The 13,159-nt window shown below is 35.3% G+C and carries 15 protein-coding genes; 5 read left to right on the top strand and 10 right to left on the bottom strand.

The window, feature by feature from the left end; all coding sequences use genetic code 11:
* Positions 1–5: 5 nt before the first annotated feature.
* From GGR42_RS04690 to GGR42_RS04670, 5 genes are read right to left on the bottom strand one after another with little or no spacing between them, the layout of a single operon-like run.
* A complete protein-coding gene (locus tag GGR42_RS04690; RefSeq protein WP_167961337.1) occupies positions 6–1,010 on the bottom strand; it encodes an AAA family ATPase in 1,005 nt (334 codons plus the stop codon).
* Between the two features lie 3 nt (positions 1,011–1,013).
* Positions 1,014–2,225 (bottom strand): DUF4350 domain-containing protein, encoded by a 1,212-nt coding sequence (locus tag GGR42_RS04685; protein WP_167961335.1) that lies wholly within the window; start codon positions 2,223–2,225, stop codon positions 1,014–1,016.
* 1 nt (position 2,226) lies between these two features.
* Complete coding sequence (locus GGR42_RS04680; protein ID WP_167961333.1) at positions 2,227–2,952, bottom strand: hypothetical protein; 726 nt, start codon at positions 2,950–2,952, stop codon at positions 2,227–2,229.
* On the bottom strand, positions 2,949–3,899 hold the full coding sequence (locus GGR42_RS04675; RefSeq protein ID WP_167961330.1) for a hypothetical protein: 951 nt from the start codon (positions 3,897–3,899) through the stop codon (positions 2,949–2,951). The genes GGR42_RS04680 and GGR42_RS04675 overlap by 4 nt, the downstream gene beginning before the upstream one ends.
* Positions 3,889–4,848: a stage II sporulation protein M gene (locus GGR42_RS04670; RefSeq protein ID WP_167961328.1), complete on the bottom strand. Its 960-nt coding sequence runs from the start codon at positions 4,846–4,848 to the stop codon at positions 3,889–3,891. The genes GGR42_RS04675 and GGR42_RS04670 overlap by 11 nt, the downstream gene beginning before the upstream one ends.
* A gap of 37 nt (positions 4,849–4,885) precedes the next feature.
* Here GGR42_RS04670 and GGR42_RS04665 point away from each other — a divergent pair, with 37 nt between their 5' ends.
* A complete protein-coding gene (locus tag GGR42_RS04665; protein WP_167961326.1) occupies positions 4,886–5,611 on the top strand; it encodes an RDD family protein in 726 nt (241 codons plus the stop codon).
* Between the two features lie 5 nt (positions 5,612–5,616).
* Here the strand turns inward: GGR42_RS04665 and GGR42_RS04660 are convergent, their stop codons facing one another.
* On the bottom strand, positions 5,617–6,222 hold the full coding sequence (locus tag GGR42_RS04660) for a peptidylprolyl isomerase (RefSeq protein ID WP_394352748.1): 606 nt from the start codon (positions 6,220–6,222) through the stop codon (positions 5,617–5,619).
* Between the two features lie 103 nt (positions 6,223–6,325).
* Between GGR42_RS04660 and GGR42_RS04655 the strand changes: the two genes are divergently transcribed.
* Together GGR42_RS04655 and GGR42_RS04650 are read left to right on the top strand one after the other, a co-directional pair.
* Complete coding sequence (locus tag GGR42_RS04655; RefSeq protein ID WP_167961322.1) at positions 6,326–6,967, top strand: NUDIX hydrolase; 642 nt, start codon at positions 6,326–6,328, stop codon at positions 6,965–6,967.
* A 25-nt stretch (positions 6,968–6,992) separates the two neighbouring features.
* On the top strand, positions 6,993–7,796 hold the full coding sequence (locus GGR42_RS04650) for a lysophospholipid acyltransferase family protein (protein WP_167961320.1): 804 nt from the start codon (positions 6,993–6,995) through the stop codon (positions 7,794–7,796).
* Here the strand turns inward: GGR42_RS04650 and GGR42_RS04645 are convergent.
* From GGR42_RS04645 to GGR42_RS04635, 3 genes are all read right to left on the bottom strand, one after another.
* Complete coding sequence (locus tag GGR42_RS04645; RefSeq protein WP_167961318.1) at positions 7,793–8,437, bottom strand: hypothetical protein; 645 nt, start codon at positions 8,435–8,437, stop codon at positions 7,793–7,795. The genes GGR42_RS04650 and GGR42_RS04645 overlap by 4 nt on opposite strands.
* A 4-nt stretch (positions 8,438–8,441) precedes the next feature.
* Positions 8,442–8,936, bottom strand: coding sequence for an RNA polymerase sigma factor (locus GGR42_RS04640; protein ID WP_167961316.1), 495 nt, complete (start codon positions 8,934–8,936; stop codon positions 8,442–8,444).
* 117 nt (positions 8,937–9,053) lie between these two features.
* Positions 9,054–10,478 (bottom strand): amidohydrolase, encoded by a 1,425-nt coding sequence (locus GGR42_RS04635; RefSeq protein ID WP_167961314.1) that lies wholly within the window; start codon positions 10,476–10,478, stop codon positions 9,054–9,056.
* A gap of 103 nt (positions 10,479–10,581) precedes the next feature.
* On the opposite strand from GGR42_RS04635, the gene GGR42_RS04630 reads away from it, so the two are divergent.
* Positions 10,582–11,874 carry an NAD(P)/FAD-dependent oxidoreductase gene (locus tag GGR42_RS04630; protein ID WP_167961312.1) on the top strand — a complete coding sequence of 431 codons (1,293 nt, stop codon included), beginning with the start codon at positions 10,582–10,584 and terminating at the stop codon, positions 11,872–11,874.
* Positions 11,875–11,982: 108 nt separating this feature from the next.
* Positions 11,983–12,498: a porin family protein gene (locus GGR42_RS04625; RefSeq protein ID WP_167961310.1), complete on the top strand. Its 516-nt coding sequence runs from the start codon at positions 11,983–11,985 to the stop codon at positions 12,496–12,498.
* On the opposite strand, the gene GGR42_RS04620 is transcribed toward GGR42_RS04625, so the two are convergent.
* Positions 12,495–13,157 (bottom strand): lysoplasmalogenase, encoded by a 663-nt coding sequence (locus GGR42_RS04620; protein WP_262887090.1) that lies wholly within the window; start codon positions 13,155–13,157, stop codon positions 12,495–12,497. The two genes, GGR42_RS04625 and GGR42_RS04620, sit on opposite strands and share 4 nt — an antisense overlap.
* Between the last annotated feature and the right edge of the window lie 2 nt (positions 13,158–13,159).

Raw genomic sequence — 13,159 nt, 5'->3', positions numbered from 1 at the left:
TTTAATTACCTGGGAATCTCAATCGTTTCCATAATTTGCTGCACCACTTTTTCAGCAGTGAACCCTTCCATTTCTCTTTCTGGAGTTAAAATAATTCTATGGGAAAGAATAGGGCTGGCTACTTTTTTAATGTCATCTGGCGTTACAAAATCACGACCATTTATGGCCGCCAAAGCTTTGGAGGCATCCATTATGGCAATAGAAGCTCTTGGAGAAGCACCCAAATATAAATTGGCATTGGTACGGGTGTTGTTTACAATAGAGGCAATGTATTTTAGCAGGTTATCTTCTACAATAATTTCTTTAATGGTCTCTTGGTACGTCGCAATTTGCTTAGCCGTAAGTACGGAAGTAATCATACTTTCCACATCTTTATTTTTTTGTGCGTGCTTGCTTTCCAAAATCTGTATTTCCTCTTCTAAAGATGGATAGTCAACATTTATTTTAAAAAGAAATCGGTCCAGTTGGGCCTCGGGCAAACGGTATGTGCCTTCTTGTTCAACAGGGTTTTGCGTAGCAAATACCAAAAAAGGGGGTTGCATATCATACTCCATGCTGTCAATGGTTATTTGTCTTTCCGCCATGGCCTCAAACAAAGCGGCCTGTGTTTTTGCGGGAGCACGATTTATTTCATCAATTAATATGATATTTGAAAATAATGGACCTTTTTTAAATTCAAATTCAGAGGTTTTTACATTAAAAATGGAGGTTCCCAAAATATCGCTGGGCATTAGGTCCGGTGTAAATTGTATACGGCTAAAATCTACGTTCATAGTTTTTGCCAATAATTTGGCGGTAACTGTTTTGGCAACTCCAGGAACACCTTCTATTAGAGAATGACCATTAGCCAAAATGGAAATGATAAGAAGCTCTACCATATCCTGTTGCCCAATAATTACTTTACCGAGTTCCGACTTAATCTGTTCTACCGATTCTTGTAGTTTGGTTAAATCTACCCTACTGTTAAATTCCAATGGCTTGTTTTCCTGTTCTTGGTTATGTTCGTCCATATTTTATTTCTTAAATGAATCTATTTTTTTATTCAATGCTATGACATCCTGTTCAGAATGCTGTGTTTTGTTTTTTAGATGGATGATAAAATCTATCAATTCTTTTGTTTCTTTTAAAGCTTTTCCAGATTTGGCCGCTAAATCTTTAGCGGTTTTGTCGTCTATGGTAGAAGTATCCATATAGTAATGACTACGAATGTATTCTAGGAAATAGTTCAGTTTTTTAGAAATTAAGTCCGTGTAGTCTTTGTGCTGATAATATAAACTGCCCACGGTACGGGCAAACTCCACCGATGAATTTTTCAAAGGCTCAATAACGGGAATAATACGTTGCTCTCTTTTCGCCCTAAAAATAACAAATACCAAAAGACCTAGCATGGTAAGGTAATAGGCCCATTTTAAGGAAATTTGGTTAAGTACAAAGCGCATGGGAGAGTCGACAATTCTTCTCCCTGATTTTTTATAATTATCCCAATAAGTTGTTTTGTCCCCTATATAAGAAAGCGCATGTGCCACATAATCCTGATTGCCCCTTAGTATGTAATAATTGGAAAAAGCTTGGGGTGTAGTATTTAAATAGAAATTACCTGCACCAAATTCAACTTTTATAAAGTTCACTTTTGGACTACTATTATCAACAGTTTCCTGTAAAACATTTTGTTGAGGCTCGTATGCCAAATGTCCCAATATAGTTGTATTTACAGTATCAACACTTGTAAAATGGGTTTTGTTGAGTCCACGAGCGTATAAGAAATTCTTTTTTGGAAAGCTGGTGTTGGTAAGGTTTATGGTCAAAGTGTCTTCCTTAATTGTATAATCTGAAGCGACTTGTAGATTTAACGTATCCGCAACTTTGCCACCAAAGTCGGTGGCAGCAATGAAAACCGAATTGCCATCACTTACGTAATCCAAAAGCTCCCTACTTTCCTCTTCATCAAAATATATATAGTTGTTAATAAAGATGTAGTTGGATTTTTGACTTTGGTCTCTATATGCTAACGTTTCATATGGACTTTCTTCAATAGATTGTATGGTGTCTTCAGGAAACAAAGTGGTCAGTTCATTAAAAAGAACATGGCAACCGAAAGGAATTTTATCCGAAGCATAGTAAGAGGGTCTCCAATTTATGGGTTTAGGACGTACTATTTCCGTTACAATGATCGTGATGAGCACTGCGGCAAAAACCCCTAGAATTATTTTTGCACGTCTATCCAAATTATCGAGGTAAAAGGTTTTTTAAAGCGGCAAATCTGGATTGAGCCGCTTCATATTTAATTTTATCAATAGGTTGTTCCCCATACCAGATATAATCGTATAAGTAAGATACCTCCTTAAAGATTGATTTTATGTTGGGTGTCTCTATTTCTTTTTGATAGTCAGAATTTGTCTTTTCGTATTCCCATTCTATGATGCCCTTTTGGGAAAGGTTTTTTAATGCCTTTAAATAATGATAGCGAATGGCAAGCCTATAATCCTTTTGCTCTAAAGCCGCTCTTATTAAACTTTCCAAATCTATATTTTCTATGTGCTCTTCTGATAAATTAATGTCTATTATAGAATTTGCTTTTTTAGAGAATACCGACGATAAATTTTCGCCCACAATAAACTTTATCAGCAGGTAGAGAGCCAAACCACCCATTAGTATATAAATGAAGTACTCAATAATTTTAAGCATATTTGGAGGGATATTAATTCCAAAAGTATTTCTTAGCCCCTTAAATATCCAATTTAGAAAACGGGCCAAAAGATTTTGAGACTCACCGGTAGCAACATCATAATTAAATTCCTCACTAGAATATTTATTTTTTAATTCTTTATTAAAAGAACGGGAGCTGACAACTTGATTTGTATCCTTGGGTATGGTAATAGAGTCTTTTTCCTGTTGAGAAAACCCAAAGGATGAAATGCTAAAAATCAATATTGAAAAGTAATATTTTATCACTCGCCCAAGTTCCCTATTTGTTCTATTTTGCTCCGTGTGTTGGTATTGTATGTTTTTTCATGCAAAGAATAGTACAGGATTCCATTTACAAACTGTGAAAGACATTGACCAAAAACCCCAACAATTAAAAACATACATGTACCTATTGTATAAATTATTGTAGGAACAATGGAAGCTGAAACGTCTACATTATTCTCTACTACATGAAAAGTATAGATGCCAACTATGACACCGGGGATAATCATTATTATAAAAACCAATATCCCATTTAAAAGACCCAAAATAAAATTTACGCCAACTGTCTTCCAAAAGTTTTTAGTGGTCAAGGACCAGCCCTCTCCATAGCTATCAGTTACTCCTTTATTGTCTTTTAACATACTAAAGAAAGAAACTCCAAACCATCCCAAAACAAAGAAAATTAAGATGTAATAGGCAAAAACGCCTATTAGGGGAATAATTGCCAATATAAAGCCAATAATGGAACAGCCAATGTAGATGAGTACTAGAAGTACTACAAATAGAACAATGTTTCCTAAACGATCTTTTACAAAATCCCAAACCTCTTTTTTATCAAAATTGGCACCTTCATGCTTTTCATAATTTATCATATAGGCCCCAGCCAGGCTATAGTTTAGGACAGCTACAGCAATGAAAATGATGAAATATAAAATTCCACCAATAACTAAATATGTTAAGTAGGATTCATCCATATCATTGGCGTTTCCATACGAATAGTTTTGTTGATAGGTAAATAGGCCAATAAAGCCAGATACCAGCAGGTAACTAACAACGAGTAGCCCAATTAAAAAAATACCATTATAATTTAAAAAAATGTTGGTAAATTTTTTAAGATTTTGTTTTAGAAAATCAAAGTATGTAGATATAATCTCACCAAAATCACGATTTATTTTTAGCTCAATATGTTTATTCTGGATATTATTTTGCATGTATTCTATTTAAAATTATGGGGTAAACAACATAATAAAATATAATGAGTGCCAATGAGCAGCCAATAATAAGAAACGCTAACCAGGACGGCATATTGGAGTAACGGGTAATAAATCCTTCAATAAAACCGGCAATTATAAAAAATGGAATGGTACTAACCACCACTTTTAGTCCATCTTTTGCTCCCCTCATAAAAGAAACCCTTCTAGAAAAAGTTTTGGGAAATAAAATGCTATTGCCCATAATAAGACCTGCACAACCTGCAATGATAATCACAGAAATTTCTATGGTACCATGAAGCCATATTTGTTTATTGGCTTCAAAAAAGACCCCTTTTGTGTAAAAAAAAGTGATAAACGCACCTAACATTACTCCGTTACTAAAAAGAATATAGGCAGTTCCAATACTTGTTATTACACCAAAGGCAAAAGCTAAAAATGCTACCCTTATATTATTGATGGTTATACCCAAAAAGCTACCAATCTCGCTCCCTCCTTTGTAGATGGCCGTTGGGTCGCCTTCAGCAATATTGTTAAGTGTCGTATTTACATAGGCATCACCTAGTATCAACCGTACAAAAGAGGAGTCGTTGATGGCGGAAATACTTCCTATTGTCGTGGCTACTGCAAAAATTAAGAAGGCAACTCCCAATGTTTTATGATACTGTCTAAAGAATAGAGGAAACTCCTTTAGCCAAAAATCTAAAATACGGTTTCTACTTTCTTTTTTATTCTTATATATTTTTTGGTGGGCTTGGGAAGCCAAGGAATTTAAATACAATAAAGTCTTGCTTTCTGCGTAATAGGTCTGTGCGTATGCCAAATCATTGGTCAAGTGTATATAACCATTGGCAAGTTCATCTGGGTTTATATTGGAGTTAAGGGCAATGGCTTTTTCGAATGCAATCCATTTTTCCTTATTTTGTTTCACAAAAGCGGCTTCGCGCATACAGGGATTTTCTTATAGAGTTAAAAATAGCATTAATATGTCCAACCTTCAAATCAATACAACGCAAAATGTCAACTTAGATTATAAAATTGTAAGTGTTGGTGAGCGAATTGTCGCTTTTTTTATTGATGCCTTTATTTTGTACCTCTATTCTGTTTTGGTAAACCTTATTGGTGATGCCATAGGATATGTATATGATGATTCATGGACGCAACGTGGACTCGTAGCCTTAATTTTCTTACCAGCCATGTTCTATAGTTTATTAATGCATACATTGTTCAATGGACGTACAGTGGGAAAAATGCTATTAAAAATGCGCGTGGTAAAGGTGGACGGCTCACCAGTTGAGTTTTCCAATTACTTGGTAAGATGGATGCTGCGTTTGGTTGATATATGGATTTTTGTTGGCTCAATAGGATTGTTGACCATTCTTTTTTCTGAAAGAAAACAAAGACTGGGAGATGCTGCGGCTGGCACAGTGGTCATTAGCACTAAAAATAAAATCAAGGTATCCCATACTATTCTTGAGGAAGTAGAGGAGAAATATGTTCCCAAGTTTACCAATGTTACTTTGTTGACAGACAAGGACGTGCGTCTCATTAAAGAAACGTACCATATAGCCAGAAGAAGCAGTGACTACAAAACTATGAAAGCATTGAGGGATAAAGTGGAAAGTATTCTAAATACAAATTCCGAACTGTATGATGTGCAATATTTGGATACCATCCTTAAGGATTACAACTACTTTACGCAAAAACTTTAATTTAATTATTTAATTACTTCTGCTTTAGTAATATAAATATTGGGAGCAGGCCAATCACCATCATCCACGGGTTGTTGGTTTATTAAATCTACAACATCCATTCCTTGAATTACTTTGCCAAAAGGGGTGTAGTCGCCATCTAAATGGTAAGAACCAGGTTTTGTAACAACTATAAAAAACTCGTAGGGAGATGCCAGCATATGTGGATTATCTATTTCGCTACTCGGCATGGAAATGGTCCCGCGATGGTGTTTATGGCCTTTTCGCGTATCTGGCGGTAAAAGATATTTTCCAATCTTTCTTCTTTTTTTTGCGGCTTCAATATTATCAGAATTTCCACCTTGGATGATAAAATTCTTTACTACCCTGTGAAACATGGTATTGTTAAAGTACCCTTTTTTGGTAAGGTATATAAAATTTGCTTTGTGATAGGGAACATTATCATATAGCTCCACAGTAAAACTGCCCAAATTGGTAGTTATTTTTACCTTGTCCTCTATCAGTGTTTTTTGATAATTAAAAAAGAAATCAATAGCATTTTCTTCAGTCAAAACAAACTCCTCCTCTTCCTCTTCTTCGTGGGTATTAGGGGGAATAGAATCAATGGCCATATTTTTAGTTGCTTTATTAGGGGTTGATTTTTCCTTGGGAGCTTCTTTACAAGCTCCTAAAAAAAGCAGTATTATTGTAATGTATGCTAATCTATTGGCCATTATGAATTTCACTGATTTTTCCCGTAAGATTTCAAAAATAGAAAATCTACCGCTTCCTGGAGTGGATTCCCACTATAAAATGGCTCCATTGGCTACAGTTTTGGAATTAAAAACAGAGGAAATAAAAAAAAGAAACCCTAGGAAAGCTGGGGTAATGGCTTTGTTTTACCCTGATAATGTCTTGAATACCCACCTACTTCTTATATTAAGAAAAACCTACCAAGGTGTACACTCTAACCAAATAAGTTTTCCTGGGGGTAAAATGGAGCAAGAAGACATGAACTTGTTAACTACCGCACTTAGGGAAACGCATGAGGAAGTAGGGGTAAAACCAAGAGATATTAAAGTAATTAAACAATTATCTCAAATATATATACCTCCAAGTAATTTTGAGGTGTTTCCCTATCTTGGTCTATATAATATGAATGAACCTTTTAAGCTCCAAGATGAAGAAGTGGAGACTTTGGTGGAGGTTTCTTTAGCGGATTTTATGGACGAAAAGAGAATTGTCAAAGAAAAAATCACAACTTCTTATGCCAAAGAATGGGAGGTACCTGCTTTTAAATTAAATGGTTATACGGTCTGGGGGGCAACTGCTATGATGCTGAGCGAGGTAAAGGAACTGTTTAAACAAGTGTTATAAGTCCATATTTTGTAGTTTTGCAATTATGGGCATATTTAAAGAAAATCCTTTTGGACATATTTTGTTCTTGAAGAAATGGCTGATTCGCATTTTGGGAATTATGTCACACCAACGTTATAAAGGGTTTAATAAACTGGAAGTAGAGGGCTCGGAAATTATCAGGGCCTTGCCCGACACAAATGTACTTTTTGTAAGCAACCATCAGACATATTTCGCAGATGTTGTAGCGATGTTCCATGTTTTTAATGCCAGCCTTAGTGGTAGAGATGACAATATTAAAAATATTGGCTACATATGGCATCCCAAATTGAATATGTACTATGTTGCCGCAGCAGAAACCATGAAAAAGAGTTTATTGACCAAAATTTTGGCATATGCGGGCTCTATTAGTATTCAACGTACATGGCGTTCAGAAGGTAAAGATGTGAACAGACAGGTGAAGATGAGCGATATTTCCAATATTGGTACTGCTTTAAATGATGGCTGGGTGGTTACTTTTCCACAAGGAACCACAACACCATGGAAACCTTTAAGAAAGGGGACGGCCCATATAATAAAGAGGTATAAGCCTGTTGTTGTGCCTGTGGTAATAGATGGGTTTAGACGTTCTTTTGACAAAAAAGGACTTAGGGTCAAGAAAAAGGGAATTCTACAATCTATGGTCATTAAAGAGCCTTTGGAGATTGACTATGAAAACGAATCTGTAGAATCCATTATTGAAAAATTGGAATATGCAATTGAGCAACACCCATCCTTTTTAAAGGTGATTTCAGAAAAAGAACTGCTGGCCTATGAAGAAGAGAACAAAAAACGTGAATGGAGGTCTTAAACCTCAAGCTGTTTTAGTTCCTTATAATTTCTTTTAAGCTTTCTCAAAAGTAGCCCATATAGGAGGAAGTATATTCCACCCATTACAAACACTATTACAATACTGAAAATACTCATAGACCATAGTAATATGCGTTTAAATTTTTCTGGTGAAACATTTTTGCTTTCCGGGATAGGGAATATATCAGAAATGTTGTCAGTTAAATAAATTCCAATGACCAATATTACACATGTAATAAACAGGGATACTAAACAGAAAATAACATAGTGCTTTACCGTTCTTCTGGTCTTTATTATTTTGGACATTAAACTTTTGGCATCATCCAGCACGGAAATTTCCTTATATCGGGTGTAAAATTGATAAATGAAATAAAACACAACAAGATATTGGATAATGGATAATGCCACTAAAATATTGTTTAAACCAAGATTATGGTATACCTCGAAATTTTTCTTTGTAGAAGGGAGCAGATAGAGTAAATGGGGTAATGCCAATTCCAGTATACTAATAATTAGTATCCATCTAACAATGGATGATGATTTTTTCCATAACATTTTATGGATTTGATCAAAGGACAATTTTGGAAGACTTTCTTCCTTTTTTTCCCAATCTTTTTTTAATAATTCCAGTTCATCCATCATATCCTTAAGGATTAAGTATGGTTCTTAATTTATTTTTTATACGGTTCATTTTAACACGAGTATTTACTTCTGTAATACCCAATGTTTCCGCTATTTCTGTATAACTTTTATTCTCAAGATATAGAAATACCAATGCTTTGTCAATATCCCCCAATTGTTTTACGGCATTGTACATCAGTTTTAATTGTTCTTCTTGAGTATTGTCATATTCATTGGATTTTATTTTAAAAATAACCGAGTCATAGTCCTGTGTTTTTATTCTTCTTTTGGACTTTCTGTATAATGTAATAGCTGTATTTAATGCTACACGATACATCCAAGTACTAAATTTTGATTCACCTCTAAATTTTGGATATGCCTTCCATAATTGTATGGTAATTTCTTGAAACAAATCATTATGTGAATCTTTATCGTTCGTGTACAGACTACACACCTTGTGAACAATGTTTTGATTGTTCTCAAGTTCTGTTACAAACTTATGTTCCAGTTCCTTGTTCAAGTGTTTTTTTAGTGTTGGTTATCTATAGGTAGCAAAGTAAGTACTATTGTTACACCAATAAAGTAAAAAACCGATAACATTCTCACTATCGATCTTTTTATTAAGAGTTTTTAGGGTCTATTTTCTATAGTCCAATGCGGGTGGACGCTCTCCTAAAAGGGGAATATATATAAAATCGGCACCTCTTCTTTCAACAAGCTCCTCTTTGGCCTTAACTATAAGGCTCGGGTCTTTGAGAATGTCAATAGCTGTAAGAGTCAATGTTTTGGCCGCTACCATCATACCTTTCTTGCCAATGGATGTTCCTCCTGCGGCAACAGCTTGCCAACTATGTGCAGGTGTTCCCGGTATCCATGTGGCAGTGCCCATTCCTGCAGTTGGCACGGTGAAACTAACATCGCCTACATCTGTGGAACCGTAAGCTCTGGCCTCTGTTTTATAGGGTTGAACATTACTTGCCGTTTCTAAATCCGTTGACATATATCCCAAAGTTTTGGAAATTTTATCGGCAAATTCTTTTTCTTCAGTAGTATAAGAAATACCACCTATCTTGGACAAATTGTTGTGCATCACTTTTTGGATAGTAAGATTAGGTAATAATTCATGTACTCCTCCAATCATTTCATAGTCCATTGTAGTTCCAGTACCTAAAGCAGCACCTTCGGCTGCTTTTATTATTCTGTCAAAAACGTCGATTACAACATCCCTTTTGTTGTGTCGGGCATAATAATATACTTCAGCAAAATTTGGAACCACATTGGGTGCTTTACCGCCGTCTGTTATTACATAATGAACTCTAGCTTCCTGCGGAATATGTTCTCGCATCATATTTACCATATTGTTCATGGCCTCAACCCCATCTAATGCAGATCTACCTTTTTCGGGGGCTCCAGCAGCATGCGCGGAAACTCCATAAAATCTAAATTTGGCAGATTTATTTGCCAAGGCCGCCCCGGCACTAGCATAGTTTTGAGCACTTGGATGCCAGTGCAAGGCTACATCTACATCATCAAAAAGACCTTCACGCACCATATATACCTTTCCAGAACCACCTTCTTCTGCAGGGCAACCATAAAAACGGATGGTTCCTTTAATTTTATTGGTTTTTATCCAATCTTTAACTGCTATTGCGGCAGCGGCGGATGCCGTTCCAAATAAGTGGTGTCCGCATGCATGTCCAGCAGCTTTTTCCGCCGATTTTTTTTCTGGTATTGCTTGTTGTGATAACCCGGGCAAGGCATCATACTCCCCAAGAATAGCTATTACTGGTAAACCTGATCCGTATTCAGCAATAAATGCTGTTGGAATACCGGCAACTCCTTTTTTTACAGAAAACCCTTCATCTGTCAATGTTTGTTGCAACAAGCTGGAACTCTTTTCTTCTAAATATCCCATTTCTGCAAAATCCCAAATGTTTTGGGCAATTGCACCGTAGGTATCACTTTTGCTATCTAATTTTTTAAGTACATCATTTACATTTTTTTGACCAAAGCCAAAAGCAGTGAATAAGCAAAGAGATAGGGATAAGAATATTTTTTTCATAATTGGAGGAATAAATTAGCTATAAGATAAATATACCAAAAACAATACATTCTTTTATGTTGACAGTATGCTAATGCTTAATTTTGCCCCTTATTTATCAACTATGAATATTCCGCAGTCCAGTTTTCCAAGAATCGTAATTATAGGCGGTGGTTTTGGAGGAATTTCTTTAGCTAAAAAGTTAAGCAAAAAAGAAGTGCAAGTAGTGTTATTGGATAAACATAACTATCACAATTTTCAACCCTTATTATATCAAGTTTCTACTGGGGGACTAGAGCCCGATTCCATAGCATATCCTATTCGAAAGGTTTTGCAAAACTATCCTAACTTCTTTTTTAGACTTGCAGAGGTCAATGAGGTTATAACCAAGGAAAAGTTGATCAAAACCAATATTGGTGATTTAAAATATGACTATTTAGTACTCGCTACTGGTTCGGAGACCAATTTTTTTGGTAATTCTGAAATTGAAAAAAATAGTATGGCCATGAAGACCATACCACAGGCATTGAATCTAAGAAGTTTGATTCTTGAAAATTTTGAACAAGCCCTATTGACTGACGATTTACATGAAAGGGATGCTTTAATGAACTTTGTTATTGTGGGGGGAGGACCTACAGGAGTTGAGTTAGCAGGTGCTTTGGCCGAAATTAAAAAGGGCATTTTGCCAAAGGACTACCCAGATTTGGATACTAGAAGGGCCCAGATAAATATAATTCAGGCCGGTGATTGTCTTTTAAAGGGTATGAGTTCAAAAGCATCAAAAAAGGCAGAGGATTTTCTAGAAAAATTGGGGGTGCAGGTATGGAAAAATACTCGAGTGACCAGTTATGATGGTAAATTGGTGACGACAAAAACAGATCTTACTTTTGAATCCGCCACGTTGGTTTGGGCGGCCGGAGTGCAAGCAGTTAGTTTAAAAGGATTGAATGCCAAGGAATTTTTAACATATAGCAACCGATTGAAAGTGAATGAATTTAATTTGGTTGAAGGCTTTGACACTATTTTTGCCATTGGAGATGTTGCTTTAATGGAAACAGAAGATTGTCCATATGGACATCCCATGATGGCTCAACCTGCCATTCAACAGGGAAAATGTTTGGGAGATAATTTGGTTCGACTTTTGGAAGAAAAACCAATGAAACCTTTTGAGTATAAGGATAAAGGAAGCATGGCAACTATTGGGAGGAACAAAGCTGTTGTAGATTTACCCAACTTCAAGTTTCAAGGTGTGTTTGCATGGTTTGTATGGATGTTTGTTCACCTTTTCTTTTTGATTGGTTTTCGTAACAGGATGGTGGTCTTTATAAACTGGGTTTATAACTACATTCGTTTTGATAGGGAGGCAAGGTTAATTATTAGACCTTATAGGAAAAACTATTCCCAATTTAAGGATTAAATGACTCAAGTTCTTAATTAACAAGTAGTTAAATTTGTTATAATCTACGCTGAATATTGGACCCCATCATAATATATGTGTAATTTATCATGTAATTATTCGGCATCCATGATTAAATATACCTTTTTACTTCTGTGCATTGGATTGACTTACAATGTTATGGCCCAAGAAATTAAGAAACCCAAAGAGAGATTTCCATATGAAGGACATGCATATTTTGGTATGGACAGGAACAGTGTGCATAAAGATTTTTCTATTGGATATAACCTTAATACTAACTGGGGAGTTCGTTTGGATGGCGCGTATGATAAAGAAATGTTATATGAACGATTTAGAATAGGAATGTTCGTTAAAAAGTATTTAAATAAGAAAATGTTCTTGTTTGGTGGTATGCAATTGGAATTGGACCTATTAGATACAGAGATTAGGGACATAAATTCGTACCACATACCAAAAGGAGACAAATATCGAACAAGTTATACAATAGGTTTGGGTTATGATATTAATGAGTCTATACTTATCGAAGCTTCTTATGATAATCAACTTAATAATTCTAGAATTGGTCCAGTCCAATTAAATTCTCCTACTGATATTCTATTGGTTAAGTCTAAAATAAAGTTTTAATCCGTTTCAGTAATACCAGCGTATAAAATTAAGATTTGTGCAAGACCATAAGTCAACATTATTAAAGCTGCTGACATAAAGAAATGTGAGTGGAATTTGTTAAATGCCAGTAGTGTGTCAGAAAAAATAAAGGAAATCGCACCAATTAAAAAAAGTTGATAGCTGTTTGGTTTTGATATAGGTCTCCTAAGCAGAGCAACAAGTCCTAACAGTAAAATTACAAACATATAGGCAAGAACATAGGGTAACAATGCTCCTAGTTTAGGCCCTATAAAATAGAGAACCCCTCCAGCGTAAATGGCCAGTGCAATAATAAAGAATGTGATCGATTTGTTTTGGAAAATCCTTTTTTTGTAAAAAGCAGATATATACATTATATGGGCTATTAGGAAAGAAAATAATCCTAACATAAAATAAAGTTGAGATTTGTCCGTAAACATTAACAATATATCTCCTAATAAGGAAAAGAATAACCCTAAAGCAAGAAATTTTTTTATCCTAGGATTCATGTTCTGTTGCATGAATAAATAGGAGAGTAGTGAAATGGTGATTGCTGGTTTGGTGATGTAACGAATACTTTGATACTCCGAAAAAATACATCCTATCAATTCCAAAAATAAAACAACACTGAAAAAAATGGTAAACTGTCTTCGTCTCATAA

Origin of the sequence: Saonia flava, assembly GCF_011927795.1 — a bacterium.
Lineage (GTDB): Bacteria > Bacteroidota > Bacteroidia > Flavobacteriales > Flavobacteriaceae > Saonia > Saonia flava.
Note: the sequence above shows the minus strand (reverse complement) of the source record. Positions and strands in the feature narration are given on the sequence as shown.

Bases quoted from the DNA above. Each gene is read 5' to 3' on its own strand.
- GGR42_RS04655 (WP_167961322.1), top strand. From the start codon at position 6,326: ATGAATTTCACTGATTTTTCCCGTAAGATTTCAAAAATAGAAAATCTA.
- GGR42_RS04670 (WP_167961328.1), bottom strand. From the start codon at position 4,848: ATGCGCGAAGCCGCTTTTGTGAAACAAAATAAGGAAAAATGGATTGCA.
- GGR42_RS04630 (WP_167961312.1), top strand. From the start codon at position 10,582: ATGAATATTCCGCAGTCCAGTTTTCCAAGAATCGTAATTATAGGCGGT.
- GGR42_RS04660 (WP_394352748.1), bottom strand. From the start codon at position 6,222: ATGGCCATTGATTCTATTCCCCCTAATACCCACGAAGAAGAGGAAGAG.
- GGR42_RS04625 (WP_167961310.1), top strand. From the start codon at position 11,983: ATGATTAAATATACCTTTTTACTTCTGTGCATTGGATTGACTTACAAT.
- GGR42_RS04645 (WP_167961318.1), bottom strand. From the start codon at position 8,437: ATGATGGATGAACTGGAATTATTAAAAAAAGATTGGGAAAAAAAGGAA.
- GGR42_RS04675 (WP_167961330.1), bottom strand. From the start codon at position 3,899: ATGCAAAATAATATCCAGAATAAACATATTGAGCTAAAAATAAATCGT.
- GGR42_RS04620 (WP_262887090.1), bottom strand. From the start codon at position 13,157: ATGAGACGAAGACAGTTTACCATTTTTTTCAGTGTTGTTTTATTTTTG.
- GGR42_RS04650 (WP_167961320.1), top strand. From the start codon at position 6,993: ATGGGCATATTTAAAGAAAATCCTTTTGGACATATTTTGTTCTTGAAG.
- GGR42_RS04690 (WP_167961337.1), bottom strand. From the start codon at position 1,010: ATGGACGAACATAACCAAGAACAGGAAAACAAGCCATTGGAATTTAAC.
- GGR42_RS04665 (WP_167961326.1), top strand. From the start codon at position 4,886: ATGTCCAACCTTCAAATCAATACAACGCAAAATGTCAACTTAGATTAT.
- GGR42_RS04635 (WP_167961314.1), bottom strand. From the start codon at position 10,478: ATGAAAAAAATATTCTTATCCCTATCTCTTTGCTTATTCACTGCTTTT.